Origin of the sequence: Chryseobacterium fluminis (assembly GCF_026314945.1) — a bacterium.
Lineage (GTDB): Bacteria > Bacteroidota > Bacteroidia > Flavobacteriales > Weeksellaceae > Chryseobacterium > Chryseobacterium fluminis.
This window is the reverse complement of the sequence record NZ_CP111121.1, coordinates 771,353-784,894: the sequence shown is the minus strand read 5'-3', so window position 1 is coordinate 784,894 and position 13,542 is coordinate 771,353. Positions and strand designations below refer to the sequence as shown.

Sequence of the window (13,542 nt, the reverse complement as noted above, 5' to 3'; positions counted from 1 at the left end):
ATATGTATAAGAAAATTCTTGCAGGTTTAGGTGGAGCAATTGCCCTTAACCTTTTACACGAAGTAATAAGAAAAAATTTTGATAATGTGCCCCAGGTTAATAAAGTGGGAGAGGAGGCTTTAGATAAAGCTTTGACAAAGGTGGATTTAAAAATAACGGATCAGGACCAGCTGTACGCTGCTACGCTTGCGGGGGATGTCATCAGTAACGGATTATATTATGCTACGACGGCTACAAGCGGATATAACATAGCTTCGGGTGTTGTTGCCGGACTAGGAGCGGTTATGCTGCCTCAGAAAATGGGATTGGATGATAAACCTGTTGCTGAAACCAACCAGAAAAAAATTATGACGGTTGCGTATTATCTTTTTGGTGCAGTCGTTACAAAACTCATTTACGACAAAATAAAGTAACACTTTACTCATATATCCCCGGTTCTGGCCGGGGTTTTTATTTTATGGTAATTACTGCAAATAGCGGGATAAAATTTACGATTTTTCTTTTCCATTTGTTGCAGATATGGTTCAACTCTGAAAACCAGTATTCGGATAAGAAGAAACTAACATTCGGATTAATTAAAGGCAATCCTTAATGTGGTTCGGAACTCAATAGTGATCTTGAATGCTCAAGAAAAACGGCTTAACTCTTCTGCCAGTATCTGTACCTGATGAGGTCGCATCTTTTCATCGACACTCAGCCTGTTGTAGAATCCTGTTTTAACGATGACCATGTTTTTTTCAGGTATCATAATAATAAACTGCCCGAGAAAACCATAAAAGAAACGGTATTTCAGATCTTGGTCATCATTGGCCCAGAGCGTAAAACAAAAAGCATCATTGACTTTTGTTGGAGTAAGCAGTTTTCTACAGTATTTTTTACTGATTAACTGTTTACCGTTCCAGTTCCCTTCCTGCATGATGAGCTGCCCTAACTTTGCAAAGTCCCTCGGAGTTGCATGAATGCAGCAGAACGCCTTCTCCATCCCTTTTTCATCAATACTCCATTTGGCAGAACGTTCCATGGCTAATGGTTTCCATATTTTTTCTGAAAGGTAGCCGGCCAGCTCTCGACCGATCGCTTTTTTCAGTGCGATACCCAAAAGCTGTGCTGCAGCACTTTGATATTCATATTCCTGACCCGGCACTTTTGTAATTTCAATATTCAATGCCTGCTCCTGGAGATCGTCTATAAAATACTGCTTGGAGTTTTCTGCAAAAGGATGATGGTATTCTTCTTTCCAGTCCATCCCCGCCTGCATCGTCATCAGATGGCGAAAAGTCAGGAGTTTCCCATATTTGCTGTTCAGATAGCAGGGCAGTACCGAACTGATGAATTGATCTTCGGATTCTAAGTATCCGTCATCAACCGCGCATCCAACCAGGACAGACAGGATGCCTTTAGCCATTGAAAAAGAATTCATTCTTGAAAAAGAAGAATGTTCTTTCCAGTACTGTTCATACAGAAGCTTCCCGTCCCGGATGACAACGAGTGATGATGCTCTGGTTTTTTCAAGTTCCTTACTCAGCGTTTCAGATAGGGAGACTTTATTATAGTTAATATGCCTTTCCCATGCTATTGGATGCAGTGTAGGTACAGTAAGTGAAGGGAATTTTTCCTCATCGTCAGTTGAAGGGGTCAGCGGCCCTTTCTTCAGATTAATAGCCATCGCCTTAAAAATATATCCGTATCCTGAAAGATAAATTACAGCCGCTGTCGCTGAGATTCCGGCTATCAAAGCAGATAATATTTTCTTCATATTTTGTTTGAGCGTTGGATTTGTTACCATGCATACCAGAGAAATAAAAAGACAAACATGGTTTGCCTTTTTATATTCAAAGGTTGTGCCGCGTACATGGTAACGAGCACAAATTTTTACTCTTTTATCATAAGCTTAAAAATATAGATCTTATTAGTCTGTCTTTATATAACCCCGGATTTTGCTCACCATATGATCCATATCAAATGGCTTGGCGATAAAATCATTAGCTCCGGCGTCTAAGGCGGACTGTTCAAGGCCTCTGCTGGCAGACATAATAATGACAGGAATTTCGGTGAGGCTCTCATCTGCCCGTATATGCCTGCAAATATCCCTCCCATCTTCACCGGAAAGCCACATATCCATTAAGATAACATCGGGTCTGGCCCCGGCATACAAAACATCAAGCATATCGGATCCTTTATAGAATTTGGAAACAGTCAGGCCCTCAAACTCCATCATCATTTCGATCGAATCTACGATTGCAGGGCTGTCGTCCAGCACCATAATCTGTGTGGTATTAATCATTTTAAATTTTTATTTTAGGTATTTCGAAAGAAAATTCAGAGCCCTTTCCCTCTACAGAGTGGACATAAATTTTACCTCCGGTTCTTTTTATAATTTCGGATGAGATATACAGACCAAGTCCCAGGCCCGGGAAAGTATATTCTTTTGAACCGCTAACCCGGTAGTACTGTTCAAAAACTTTCTCCTGCTTATCCTGCGGAATTCCTATTCCAAGGTCTTTAACACTAAATCTGACCCTATTGTTTTGTAATGCTGCAGATACAAATACTTCATCCGCATCAGGGGAATATTTAATCGCGTTGCTGATCAGATTGCTCATCACCTGAGAAATTCTGTGCCGGTCTGCCGTTACCATTCCGATACGGTGCTCATGGAAAATGATCTTATGCCTTGCCGTCATTTGTTGCTCGGTAATGACCTCTTCGACCAGCCGGTCAAAATCGAATTCAGATTCACTGAGCTGAATTTTTCCGTTTTGTATTTTTGTAACGTCCAACAGATCGTTAATCAATTCTGTAAGTTTATCGATCTGATCGTTCATCCGCCTGGCTACTTCGGCATTTTTGGGATCCTGCTGCTTTTGCAGTTTCATTTCTATAAACTGTGCATAAAGCTTCAGGCTGGTAAGCGGTGTTTTAAGTTCGTGGCTGGCAATACCGAGAAAATCGTCTTTCTGTTTTTGAAGTTGTTTAAAGTCATCGATATCAGTAAAAGTACCGATCCACTGCACGATTTCTCCATTATCATCAAAACTGGCGACCGCTCTTCCTAAAAACCACCGGTAGGTATCCGGCTTTTTTGGATCCTGAAATTCGTATTCCACCTCGAAAGGTTTTCCTGTTTTTGCGCTTTTTTCCCAGATTTCAAGAATATGCGGGTATACTTCAGGTTTTATGATTTTTCTGATGGCTTCATTGGGGTTTTCCTGTTTGCTGAATCCCGTATAGCTGTACCAGCTGTCATTTATATAGGTAATATGTCCGTATTTGTCACAGGTCCACACAAACTGAGGCATAGAATCTGCCAGATCGCGGTATTTCTTTTCACTTTCCTGGATAGATTTTCTTGCCACAACCTCATCGGTAACATTCACCGCCATGTTGTGGATAGCATACACTTTACCTTCGGAATTTTTTAGCGGTTTATAGGAGAAATTGTAATAGAAAGACTGAAGTTTTCCATCTACAACAAGTTCCACCATATCTTCAGTTGCAGTATAGGTATCGCCCGTTCTGAAAATATCTTTCAGAATTCCGATAAAAGGCTGCCCTTCCAGTTCAGGAAGAGCATCTTCAAGTCTTTTTCCGATTACCGAAGCATCTTTTCCCCAGGTTTTAAGCATGGGGTCGTTAGCAAACTCAATATAAAGGTCTTCAGACCGGTAAATAGCAATTGAGTATTCGGACTGCCTGATCAGATCCTCAAAGCGATATTCGCTTTCTTTAAGTTTTTTCTCGTAAATAATCTGGTCTGTAACTTCTGTAGCGACGATACTGATACCTATTATGGCTTGATCATCATTATAGACAGGCGCGTAAATGAAGTTAAAGAAATGTTCTTCGTACTGGCCGTACTTGTGTAAAAATACAGGCCATTTGTTTCCATTAAATATTTCGCCCTTTTTATATACCTTTTCGAGTATCGCTTCAAATCCTTGTGATTTTATCTCCGGCAGGACCTCAAATAAAGGTTTTCCTATGACCGAACGGTCTCTTCCCCAAAGCTCCAGAATCTGCGGATTGGCATTACTGATCACAAAATTGTCACCCAAAAGCAGAGACATGGCAACGGGTGCCTTACTGAATAAGGTAAGCAATGAATCATGAGAAATATTGTTCGTACTGAAATTTTCCATGCAGAGAGATTATTCTTGCAAAAGTAATTTATATTTCACTTTTTATAAAGACTTTTAGTGCCACTTTTGAAAATCTTTTGCAGCCTGGTAATTGAGAGGTTTATTCGCAGGATTCAGAATTTGCAAAATTTAACAGTCAAAAAGGATTTATTTAAATGAAACTACTCAGTCTTCTATTGGATTAGAAATTAACCTTACCTGTTTTCTGATAAAAATTCCGTGTAAAGAGGCATCAGTCACCTGTATTTGAATAGTGATTACCGTTAAAATCAAATACTGGGATATTAATTTAAACTTGCCGTCTTTTCCAGAGCACGCTGTATCAGTTTAAAAGTCTTTTCAGGAATGTCATCAGAATCTACAGTAATGGTCATATTCTTCAAATCAATAGTAATAGGGATGTCCATGTTTCGGAGTTCCGGACCAAGCGGCTCTAAATCTTTTCTGATAGAATCCTTAAGACCGATAACGGCTGTTTTATAGGCCGTTTCCAGCGGGTGGCTCAGTGAGGCCGGTTTTAAGGTAGTAAAGATAAGGTTCATAAAATAACTTTAATCTTTAAAGCTAAAAAGATAGAGGCTTATAATCTTATGACCCCAGACATATTTATGCAATTTTTATCTGGTAGGCAGTGGCAGCATCGTATTACCGATGCTATCGCTTGTTAAGAATCTATTTCCGGATGCACATTCTGTCATCAGGCACGGGGAAAAAACCGTAGATCTTAAAAAAATGAAACAGATTTTTACTCAGATGCTTATGCTCTGGTCTTTAATCAGTAGTTGCTGTAAAGCAATTTCTTGCCGGTGACTTGTTTTAATTTTTTGAAAAAATAGTACTTTTATAAAAAAATTGATATTAGTATGATTATCCATGAGGATATTTTATTGGAAAGGGGTGCGGTAATAAGAAAATTTAAGGAAGATGAATTCATATTTAGTGAAGGTAATTCTCCAATGTATTATTTTCAGATACAAAGCGGAGTAGTAAAAATTAATAATTTTTTTGAAAATGCTAAAGAATTTGTCCATGGCTTTCCCTTTATAGGACACTGTTTCGGGGAATCGTATCTGCTCACCGAAAAGAAATATGCCATTAATGCAATTGCTTTTACGGACTGCACAGTGCTGAGACTGGATAAAAAATCATTTATTAACCTGATTTATGAAGATCCGGAAATATTTTTTAAGGTGAGCCGGTATACTGCAGAACGTCTTCATTTCCGGTATCTTATTTCATCTTTCCTGGCAATACCGGAACCTTTCATTAAGATTCAGAAGCTACTGGATCATCTTAAGACCTATTTCGGATACCATGAGAAATACAGTTTTCTTGTCCCTTTTACAAGGCTACAGTTGTCATTATTGACTGGGCTGAGAATCGAAACAGTGATCCGTACTTTAAAAAAAATGGAAAAAAACGGGTCGCTTAAAATAATACATTCAAAAATTTATTGCTGATTATAGTTCCTAAGGAGGAAAGATTTAGACAAGTTCATTCCCGGTTACCGCACGCATCCTTACCCCGCTCCCGCACGAATCCTTACTCCGCTACCGCACGAATCCTTTCGTGTGGTTGCCTGTATTACACATAGACTCTAAAAACAACAATATCATCTTAAAGTCTTTTTATAAGACTAATTTTTGCACTGCTGCATCTAAATCTTTGCGTGGAAATCCAAACCTGGTTTTACAGGATTTTGATGCATGTAATAAGTTCTGCAGATGTGATTGAGGTAATAAGTCCCGCACGAAAGGATTCGTGCGGTAGAGGTGAGGTAATATGTCCCACACGAAGAATTCGTGCGGTAGCGGTGAAAAAAAAATACCGGTATCACACCGGTATTTATATTTTTAATGTTTGCTATCCTTCAAATTTCGCATCAATTTCTATTAAAAGGCGGAAAAGATAAGGTTGTGTATCTATTTGCTTTTATAATCTTCAATTTTTTTAAACTGATTGTAAGAGATGTTAAGCTGGTGAAGCTGCTCTGCTACGATCTTTGTGCTTTTTTCACAGAGATCACCACTGTCAAGGGCATTCTGATAGGCATCAATGGCTGCCTGTTCGCCAAAGACAACATTTCCTAAAGTGGATTCTTCACGGTTTCCCATAGTAAACGAATTTTTGATATCGATCCATGTTCTGTGCAAAGCTCCGGCAACAGAAGGAGAATCCTGCGGCGTACCTCCTTTTTCATTAATCAGATCAATCAGTTCATTCTTCATGATCTTTGACTGGGAGATCATGCGGTCGTATTCATCTTTGATATCCGGATACATTTCCCATATCTTTCCCTCGACCTTACCAAACCCTTCAATCCTGTCATTCGTGATCTGCAGCAGATCATTTAAGACGGCAACTGTTTCTGTAGTTTTCATAACATATTTTTTGTGATTAACTGTTTTTGTACAAGAACTGTGCCCTGCCAGGTTTAGATACCTCCCTACGCATTCGGTGATGAGCTGCAGGGCAGAAAGATTTGATCTAACATGATACAGGAGTAAGACTTTTCAGACCCTATTTCAATGGTCTTTCAAATACTGAAAGAATGCTGTTCGAGTGTTCCTGATTTAATAATGACTTCTATCTGCACATCCACACGACCTGATGAGCAGGCACCGGTGCGTCAGTCTTTTTGATAATGACAGAGAAACGGTCCCGGACAAACTTTTTAAACAGTTTACCATGATGATCTCTGTACTCACTGACCATAAAACCTTCTTTGATAAGATCAGTGTGGAAATGATTGATCTCTGCCTCATTATGAGTTACGAGTGATAGGGCAGGGCAGTTTTTTGCGTTAATAAAAACAGTCAGAACCTTAAAGTTTTCATGTGAGTGGTCATTGGAATATACCCTGTTATCCTTATCTTCCATTGCCGGATTTCTTTTTAAGCTGAAGTGGTCGGCAAGCTTGCGGTCAAGATGATGCAGAGGACTTTGGGTTAAGTTTTCGAGATTGTTAACCGTTAATAACTGAGCTGCTAAAAGTTTAGACAAAATAATTAAACAGAATGTTAAAACTTTCATATGTATCATTTACAGCAAAACAAACAAAATAACCAGATATATTTAATGATCGAAGTCATAGAAGTTAAACGATTTCATCAAAATTTTGATTTCCTAGACTATTTTAATGATGTCCTTGCATAAAAAAAGGAGATCCTGAAATATGATCTCCTTTTATTGTTATATGAAGCAGCAGTACTTACAATGCCTTACTGTTGAGATTAGTATCTGCCACTTTGGTAAGAAGCTGATCACATTTTTTCTCCTCATTCAGGGTAGCTAATATATTTTTAAGACATCTGTCTTCTTTTAATACCTTTGCAAACGCAGCCAGTGTGCCGTAAGTAGCAATTTCATAATGCTCCACCTTTTGAGCTGCGGCGATGATTCCTGCGTCCCTTACATTTCCTGCTTCTGTTTCCTCAATGATACTTTTTCCTTCTTCAAGAAGCCCCTGCATCGCATCGCATTTCTTTGCCTGTGCCTTTTTTCCTAGAGCTTTAAAGCAGTCTTCCAGCCTTTCTACCTGACCTTTTGTCTCTGTAATATGTTTGTCGATCGCTTTCTTAAGTTTTTCGCTGGTGGCGTTTTTCATCATGGTAGGTAAAGCCTTTAATAAAGCTTTCTCTGCCCAGTAGATGTCCTTTAACGAATCTTCAAACAAATCCTTCAGTTCTTTGGCGGCATCTTTCTTAGCAGGCGTTTTTTTGGATTTAGCTGCTGTTTTTGCAGATGATTTACTTGCTGCAGCCTTTTTTACGGGAGCTTTCTTTTTTGTTTTAGTTTCCATAATACTATTTTAATGATTTCAGATACGTATCTTCTGCAACTATAAGACCATTTCTCAAAAAATGCTGATTAGTTAGGTGAAAAACGACCAAAATATTTCAATTTCATATCGGTTGGCATTTATTCTGAAGGTTTTATAATAGCTTTATTCCAGATCTGTATTTCTCTTAGGATAAAGAATCAGCCGTATCGACGGGTTATTGGTAATAAACAGCCTGAACCAGTCCAGACCAAGCCTGATTTTGCTTCTGAAAGTAACAAGAGGTAAGATGTGAATAAAAAGCCAGGTAAGCCATGCTACAAAACCTTTAAAAGAAAATTTGGGAAGATCTACCACTGCATTGAATTTCGAAATAATAGCCATACTTCCTTTATCATTATAGCTGAATGCCTCCGGCGTTTTACCTTCTTCAATCCTCACAAAATTTTTGCCAAGATTTTTTGACTGTTGAATAGCCACCTGTGCCAATTGAGGATGGCCCTTAGGAAATTTTTCATCTGAAAATTGGAGACACAGGTCTCCTAATGCATAAATATTATCGGTTCCTTCCACTTTATTATGCTGATCTACCAGAATCCGTCTGCCTTTCCCGATACTTGTGGCCGGAATTCCAGGTGCTTCCCGCCCAATGACGCCCGAAGTCCAGATAAGTGTTTCGGTTTCGATGGTGTTTCCGTCCGATAAAATGACCTTTCCCTCCACATAATCTTTTACAGAAACATTAAGGATAATTTTTACTCCCAGTTTTTCCAGGGTCTCATACGCTGTTTTCTGGGCTACCTTACTCATAGGGCCGAGAAGAGAGGGAAGGGCATCGATCAGGTACAGGTTGGAAAGATTTAGTTTAATCTCAGGATATTCTTTTTTTGCGATATAATTTCCCATTTCTGCAAGCATCCCCGCTAATTCCACTCCTGTAGGCCCTCCTCCTGCGATGACGATATTCTGTAGTTTCTTAGCCTGTCTGATGTCTTTATTTCTGGCCGACTCCTCCAGAGTGAGCAGCATATGATTTCTTAAATAGAGCGCTTCTTCTATACTTTTCATCGGAAGTGAACATCGCTTGACATTTTCCATTCCGAAAAAATTGGATTCGGTACCCATAGCAAGAACCAGATAATCATAGGACAGATCGCCCGTGTCTGTTTTAATGCTCTTTCCGGCAGTATCTACCTCAACAAGGCTGCCCATATGGAAGCTTACATTTTTATAATTTGAAAACAGTCTTCTGAAGGGATAACTGATGTTCGAAGCCTGAATAAATGAAGTTGCAACCTGGTAAATAAGTGGTGGAAAAAAATGATAGTTATTTTTATCAACCAGAGTGATATGAAATCTTTTATCGTTTTTTAAAGATTTGATAAGGTTAATCCCGGCAAATCCTCCTCCGACAATTATAATATGTTTTTTCATAATGATTTATTAATGAATTGGCCTTAAACCAACTTCAAGAATAAGACCAAATTACTGCTATTGAAGGCCTGGTTATTACTTTCATTCGGTGTTTCAGGAATAATTTAACGTACAGCCCGCTTTCAGCCCAATCCCTTTTTATTAACAATAACCATTATGCAGGCTCAGTCAGTCAGATTCCTATTGTCAAAAAATGAAACAGGTAAATGGGAAGCGTTTACTGTTCGATGGCGAATCTCTGAATTTTATTTAACGTTAAAAAAAATCATATAAATTTTAAATTTGTTTAAAATAGGCATGCTTATTGTAAATTATGATGTACACTAATTAAATATTTTAATATGAACAACGAAAACACAGTATCAGTATTAAACGATTTACTGAACATTACAAATGACAGAATTGAAGGATTTTCAAAAGTAGAGGATAAGGTATGGGAAACTCATTCCGCTTTAAAAAGTGATTATGATCAGATGGTTTCACAATCTCAGGTAATGAAAAATGATCTTATTAAGCTGATCACTGAAAAAGGAGGTGAACCTGATAATACGACAAGTACTGCAGGAGCACTTCACAGAACGTGGATTGATGTAAAAAATACATTCACTTCAGATAAAGACGAATCTACCCTTGAAAATGTGGTTTTTGGAGAAAAAGCTGCAATCGACGCTTACCAGGATGCACTGGACAGCGGAAATCTGTGCCCGGAAAGCACAAGAGTAGTATCCGATCATCTACATCATCTGAAAGCTTCTTATAACACCTTCAAAAGTTTAGAAGACATCAAATAAGATAAAAGTAATTTATTGTAAAGAGAGAGTTTTTAACTCTCTCTTTTGCATTTTGTGAAATTAGAGAAACATATGAAAAAAAATGACAGTATTGCTCTGATAGGTGGTGGCCCGGCAGCATTATTTGTGTTCAAACATGTATTATCCGAAAATAAATATCCCCAGAAAATTTTCATATTTGAAAAAAACAGCAGGCTGGGAGCGGGAATGCCTTACAGTACATGCGGATCCAATAAGGAACATGTAGCCAATGTTTCCGCTAACGAGCTTCCTGACCTCTATGAAAGTTTTTCGGATTATCTTCAACGGAAGCACATTCATGATTATCCGGGATTTATGATCTCGCGTAAATTCAATGAATATCAGGTTATTCCAAGACTGTTGCTGGGCGATTATCTGGAGGAGCAATTCAGGAATTATATAAACAAAGCCATACGGGCAGGCATTAAGGTCATAGTCTGTACTGAAACAAAAGTTCTGAATATTATTAAAAAAGCAGATCAAGAGGAGTTTTCAATTATTACCGACAGAGAAAATACAGTCGTGGGTAAAGTGATTATCTGTACAGGACACCATTGGCCCAAAAGGCACGAAGAAATAGTGAAGGGATGGTATGATTCTCCGTATCCGCCGTCAAAATTCACCGGACAGACAGATTTTCCCGTAGCCATACGCGGAACCTCACTAACTGCCGTCGATGCGGTGAAAACATTGGCCCGTCTTAATGGGGAATTTGTATCGAAAAACGATGAACTTGAATTCAAAATTGATGAAAATAGTAAAAATTTTTCGCTTACTCTTTTTTCCAGGAACAGTTATCTGCCTGCATTGCGGTTTCATTCCGAGGGAAGCTCCTATTCAGAAGGCTGGATCATGTCGCCGGATGAGATATACGAATATAAAGAGCGCCACCAGGGATTTGTAGATTTGGAATATGTATATGATCGCCATTTTAAACAACCCCTCAGACAAAGAAACGAAAATTTCTACCATAAGATCAAAGATCTTACGATTGAACAGTTTGTGGAAAAAATGCTCAGTATCAGGGAGGAACTCGATAGTTTTGAGCTTTTTAAAGCTGAATATAATGAGGCCCGAAAATCCATCAGCAGACATGAAAGTATAGCCTGGAAAGAAGTTTTATCAGCATTCAGCTACGCCATTAATTATCCTGCCAAGCACTTCTCGGCAGAAGATATGCTGAGGCTGAAAAAAACACTGCATCCTCTTATTTCCGTTATTATTGCGTCTCTTCCACAGGATTCATATAAAGAGATTATTGCACTGTATAATGCAGGAATAATACAGCTCGTAAGCGTAGGTGATGAGTGCCATATAGAACCACATGATGATGAAGGAGGAATTTTTCACTACAAAGATAAAGAAGGAAATGAGAAGTCCGAACATTATAAACTATATATAGATGCGATCGGGCAGCAGCCTGTTCAGTTTAATGATTTCCCTTTTCAGGGGCTTCGCGACGGCGGTTATATAAGCTCCGGGTACCTCAGATTCAACGATAACAGGACCGGCTACTCGGAATATAGGAAAAACAGTACAGACATTCTGAACCTCAGTCCGGAAAACTACTATCTGAGAGTGGACGGCCTTAATATCAATGATAATTTTCAGGCATTGGATCATTACGGGAAAGCTACCGAAAACCTGTTTATCATGTCCGTCCCATTGATCGCAGGACTGAATCCTGATTATTCAGGTCTCGATTTTTGCGATACGGCAGGCAGGAGAGTCGCAAAAGCGATATAAAATCTTCGGATCACAAATTATTCAGCTGTTTAATAGTGTAAAGAACACCGATTGGCAGAGGATTTGTTTATTACAATAAAAATCACCATTATGAACAACAAAGTTAAAATAGCATTAGCAGTACTTACGGGGTCTGCCATTGTACTTGCCTTCAGAAAGGCTAAAAAAAATAAGGAAGAATTATTTACGGCACCAGATGGGATAAGCTACCGCAAAGATCAGATTTACCGCACGTTTGAAGGGGATCTGTATAAAAACGGTAAGAAGTTCCATTTTAATGTCCCGGAAACTCAGCCTGAAAATAACCTTAAAACTCTAAGTGAGGACTCAGGAAATGTCATCAATAACTATGATTCGCAGATCAAAGAGGTCAATTATCATCAGAAGGGCGCCCGACATCAGTAAATCTTTACGAAACTCCTGTAGAAGGCTGCTACAAACAGATTTTTTTTAAATTTACTGTTCTTTAAAAGGTTTATGGCATAACTTCTGATATAGAGTAGATACACTATAAATCATATATTATGTCGTTGAAAATTAAAGTAGCATTCTGTACACAATGCAAAGGATATCGTTCATCAACTCCTGAAGGTAAAATATCGGTTAACCATCCGGAATTTATTGATCACTTCTTTTACCATGGTGAGCCATGGGTTACATTGGATAGTGATACTTTCGAGAGATGCAGCAGTGATGAAAATGTAGATGTACGGACGGTTGCCCTTGAAAAGCATGCGGAAAATGATAAAATATACTGTCATTGTCAGAAAGAGAATAGTGTACTGAAATTGATCTATCCCGGGTATGAAGCGAAGGAAATAATCGAGCGGTTTGAAGTGGAGACAGATCCCTATTTTAAAGACCTTTATTACACAGCCCGTAATTTTCACGGATTACATTCTCTTCACGGAAAGAATAACGGTTTAGGAATTACCGGATGAGTAAATCATTACTTTTATATCCGGTATAATACACAATTTATGTAAATCTTTGTTATTGCTAAATAAAATAGAACCCAACTTAGGGTTCTATTTTTATTGGTAATCAATAGGACTAAAAGAGATTTTCAAGCTATTTCGTTTCGTCTTTTTTGAAACTTACTACTTCATAGTCATCATCAGCAGTATATTTCTGACAGCTTTCATCGCTAAAGGCCTCCGGATCTTTTAAAAAGTCTTCTATGTATTTTGTACTGTCATCCGTATTGGATGGCGTAATAATGATGTGGTAATTTTGCAGTACAATTTCATCCGCATTCTGAACAGATTCTTTCTTATGCTTTACAGCTTCGTCGTATTTCATAGTATATATTATTGATTTAAATTTCCTTTACCGTAACAATTATTCTAGATATGGAACATGAAGAAACTATGCCAATATATACTTAGTTTTAAAAGATATATTAAATATCTACGACTCTCTGCAGATATGCCTCAAATGAAGCTTACGATTAAAACCGGAGGAGTAAACTTGATTAATCTTATACTAATGCAGCAGATTTCCGTAATCCATTTATACAATAGAAGTTAGCAGTCTCCTAATACGAATTTACAGTAGTTTTTCGATTGTTTTAATCTTCTGAAAATATTTCATACTGCATAATATTAAAATTTAACAAATTTTAATAAAT

At 38.2% G+C, this 13,542-nt stretch carries 15 protein-coding genes; 6 read left to right on the top strand and 9 right to left on the bottom strand.

What is annotated here, in order from left to right; genetic code table 11:
* The first annotated feature begins 2 nt into the window (after nucleotides 1-2).
* Nucleotides 3-413 (top strand): hypothetical protein, encoded by a 411-nt coding sequence (locus ODZ84_RS03645; protein ID WP_266175654.1) that lies wholly within the window; start codon nucleotides 3-5, stop codon nucleotides 411-413.
* A gap of 212 nt (nucleotides 414-625) precedes the next feature.
* Here ODZ84_RS03645 and ODZ84_RS03640 read toward each other — a convergent pair whose 3' ends face one another.
* The 4 genes from ODZ84_RS03640 to ODZ84_RS03625 all read right to left on the bottom strand — a co-directional run bounded on the left by ODZ84_RS03640 (nucleotide 626) and on the right by ODZ84_RS03625 (nucleotide 4,681).
* Nucleotides 626-1,756, bottom strand: coding sequence for a serine hydrolase domain-containing protein (locus ODZ84_RS03640; RefSeq protein ID WP_266175653.1), 1,131 nt, complete (start codon nucleotides 1,754-1,756; stop codon nucleotides 626-628).
* Nucleotides 1,757-1,909: 153 nt separating this feature from the next.
* Nucleotides 1,910-2,284 carry a response regulator transcription factor gene (locus ODZ84_RS03635; protein ID WP_266175652.1) on the bottom strand — a complete coding sequence of 125 codons (375 nt, stop codon included), beginning with the start codon at nucleotides 2,282-2,284 and terminating at the stop codon, nucleotides 1,910-1,912.
* A 1-nt stretch (nucleotide 2,285) separates the two neighbouring features.
* A complete protein-coding gene (locus ODZ84_RS03630) occupies nucleotides 2,286-4,139 on the bottom strand; it encodes a PAS domain-containing sensor histidine kinase (RefSeq protein WP_266175651.1) in 1,854 nt (617 codons plus the stop codon).
* Between the two features lie 284 nt (nucleotides 4,140-4,423).
* The gene (locus tag ODZ84_RS03625; protein ID WP_266175650.1) at nucleotides 4,424-4,681 is read right to left on the bottom strand and encodes a hypothetical protein; all 258 of its coding nucleotides are present in this window, start codon (nucleotides 4,679-4,681) and stop codon (nucleotides 4,424-4,426) included.
* Nucleotides 4,682-5,002: 321 nt separating this feature from the next.
* On the opposite strand from ODZ84_RS03625, the gene ODZ84_RS03620 reads away from it, so the two are divergent.
* The gene (locus tag ODZ84_RS03620; RefSeq protein ID WP_266175649.1) at nucleotides 5,003-5,599 is read left to right on the top strand and encodes a Crp/Fnr family transcriptional regulator; all 597 of its coding nucleotides are present in this window, start codon (nucleotides 5,003-5,005) and stop codon (nucleotides 5,597-5,599) included.
* Nucleotides 5,600-6,061: 462 nt separating this feature from the next.
* On the opposite strand, the gene ODZ84_RS03615 is transcribed toward ODZ84_RS03620, so the two are convergent.
* From ODZ84_RS03615 to ODZ84_RS03600, 4 genes are all read right to left on the bottom strand, one after another.
* Entirely contained in the window at nucleotides 6,062-6,520 is a 459-nt protein-coding gene (locus tag ODZ84_RS03615; protein ID WP_266175648.1) for a PA2169 family four-helix-bundle protein, read from the bottom strand.
* A 205-nt stretch (nucleotides 6,521-6,725) separates the two neighbouring features.
* On the bottom strand, nucleotides 6,726-7,172 hold the full coding sequence (locus tag ODZ84_RS03610; RefSeq protein WP_266175647.1) for a hypothetical protein: 447 nt from the start codon (nucleotides 7,170-7,172) through the stop codon (nucleotides 6,726-6,728).
* Nucleotides 7,173-7,350: 178 nt separating this feature from the next.
* The gene (locus ODZ84_RS03605; RefSeq protein WP_266175646.1) at nucleotides 7,351-7,941 is read right to left on the bottom strand and encodes a YciE/YciF ferroxidase family protein; all 591 of its coding nucleotides are present in this window, start codon (nucleotides 7,939-7,941) and stop codon (nucleotides 7,351-7,353) included.
* Nucleotides 7,942-8,085: 144 nt separating this feature from the next.
* Entirely contained in the window at nucleotides 8,086-9,354 is a 1,269-nt protein-coding gene (locus ODZ84_RS03600) for an NAD(P)/FAD-dependent oxidoreductase (RefSeq protein WP_266175645.1), read from the bottom strand.
* Between the two features lie 341 nt (nucleotides 9,355-9,695).
* Between ODZ84_RS03600 and ODZ84_RS03595 the strand changes: the two genes are divergently transcribed.
* From ODZ84_RS03595 to ODZ84_RS03580, 4 genes are all read left to right on the top strand, one after another.
* Nucleotides 9,696-10,145 carry a ferritin-like domain-containing protein gene (locus tag ODZ84_RS03595; RefSeq protein WP_266175644.1) on the top strand — a complete coding sequence of 150 codons (450 nt, stop codon included), beginning with the start codon at nucleotides 9,696-9,698 and terminating at the stop codon, nucleotides 10,143-10,145.
* Nucleotides 10,146-10,217: 72 nt separating this feature from the next.
* The gene (locus ODZ84_RS03590; RefSeq protein WP_266175643.1) at nucleotides 10,218-11,912 is read left to right on the top strand and encodes an FAD/NAD(P)-binding protein; all 1,695 of its coding nucleotides are present in this window, start codon (nucleotides 10,218-10,220) and stop codon (nucleotides 11,910-11,912) included.
* A 90-nt stretch (nucleotides 11,913-12,002) separates the two neighbouring features.
* On the top strand, nucleotides 12,003-12,317 hold the full coding sequence (locus ODZ84_RS03585) for a hypothetical protein (protein WP_266175642.1): 315 nt from the start codon (nucleotides 12,003-12,005) through the stop codon (nucleotides 12,315-12,317).
* A gap of 119 nt (nucleotides 12,318-12,436) precedes the next feature.
* Nucleotides 12,437-12,853: a hypothetical protein gene (locus ODZ84_RS03580; RefSeq protein WP_266175641.1), complete on the top strand. Its 417-nt coding sequence runs from the start codon at nucleotides 12,437-12,439 to the stop codon at nucleotides 12,851-12,853.
* A 130-nt stretch (nucleotides 12,854-12,983) separates the two neighbouring features.
* On the opposite strand, the gene ODZ84_RS03575 is transcribed toward ODZ84_RS03580, so the two are convergent.
* Nucleotides 12,984-13,214, bottom strand: a complete 231-nt coding sequence (locus ODZ84_RS03575; protein WP_266175640.1) for a hypothetical protein — start codon at nucleotides 13,212-13,214, stop codon at nucleotides 12,984-12,986.
* Nucleotides 13,215-13,542: the final 328 nt, after the last annotated feature.

Bases quoted from the DNA above. Each gene is read 5' to 3' on its own strand.
- ODZ84_RS03645 (WP_266175654.1), top strand. From the start codon at position 3: ATGTATAAGAAAATTCTTGCAGGTTTAGGTGGAGCAATTGCCCTTAAC.
- ODZ84_RS03640 (WP_266175653.1), bottom strand. From the start codon at position 1,756: ATGAAGAAAATATTATCTGCTTTGATAGCCGGAATCTCAGCGACAGCG.
- ODZ84_RS03635 (WP_266175652.1), bottom strand. From the start codon at position 2,284: ATGATTAATACCACACAGATTATGGTGCTGGACGACAGCCCTGCAATC.
- ODZ84_RS03630 (WP_266175651.1), bottom strand. From the start codon at position 4,139: ATGGAAAATTTCAGTACGAACAATATTTCTCATGATTCATTGCTTACC.
- ODZ84_RS03625 (WP_266175650.1), bottom strand. From the start codon at position 4,681: ATGAACCTTATCTTTACTACCTTAAAACCGGCCTCACTGAGCCACCCG.
- ODZ84_RS03620 (WP_266175649.1), top strand. From the start codon at position 5,003: ATGATTATCCATGAGGATATTTTATTGGAAAGGGGTGCGGTAATAAGA.
- ODZ84_RS03615 (WP_266175648.1), bottom strand. From the start codon at position 6,520: ATGAAAACTACAGAAACAGTTGCCGTCTTAAATGATCTGCTGCAGATC.
- ODZ84_RS03610 (WP_266175647.1), bottom strand. From the start codon at position 7,172: ATGAAAGTTTTAACATTCTGTTTAATTATTTTGTCTAAACTTTTAGCA.
- ODZ84_RS03605 (WP_266175646.1), bottom strand. From the start codon at position 7,941: ATGGAAACTAAAACAAAAAAGAAAGCTCCCGTAAAAAAGGCTGCAGCA.
- ODZ84_RS03600 (WP_266175645.1), bottom strand. From the start codon at position 9,354: ATGAAAAAACATATTATAATTGTCGGAGGAGGATTTGCCGGGATTAAC.
- ODZ84_RS03595 (WP_266175644.1), top strand. From the start codon at position 9,696: ATGAACAACGAAAACACAGTATCAGTATTAAACGATTTACTGAACATT.
- ODZ84_RS03590 (WP_266175643.1), top strand. From the start codon at position 10,218: ATGAAAAAAAATGACAGTATTGCTCTGATAGGTGGTGGCCCGGCAGCA.
- ODZ84_RS03585 (WP_266175642.1), top strand. From the start codon at position 12,003: ATGAACAACAAAGTTAAAATAGCATTAGCAGTACTTACGGGGTCTGCC.
- ODZ84_RS03580 (WP_266175641.1), top strand. From the start codon at position 12,437: ATGTCGTTGAAAATTAAAGTAGCATTCTGTACACAATGCAAAGGATAT.
- ODZ84_RS03575 (WP_266175640.1), bottom strand. From the start codon at position 13,214: ATGAAATACGACGAAGCTGTAAAGCATAAGAAAGAATCTGTTCAGAAT.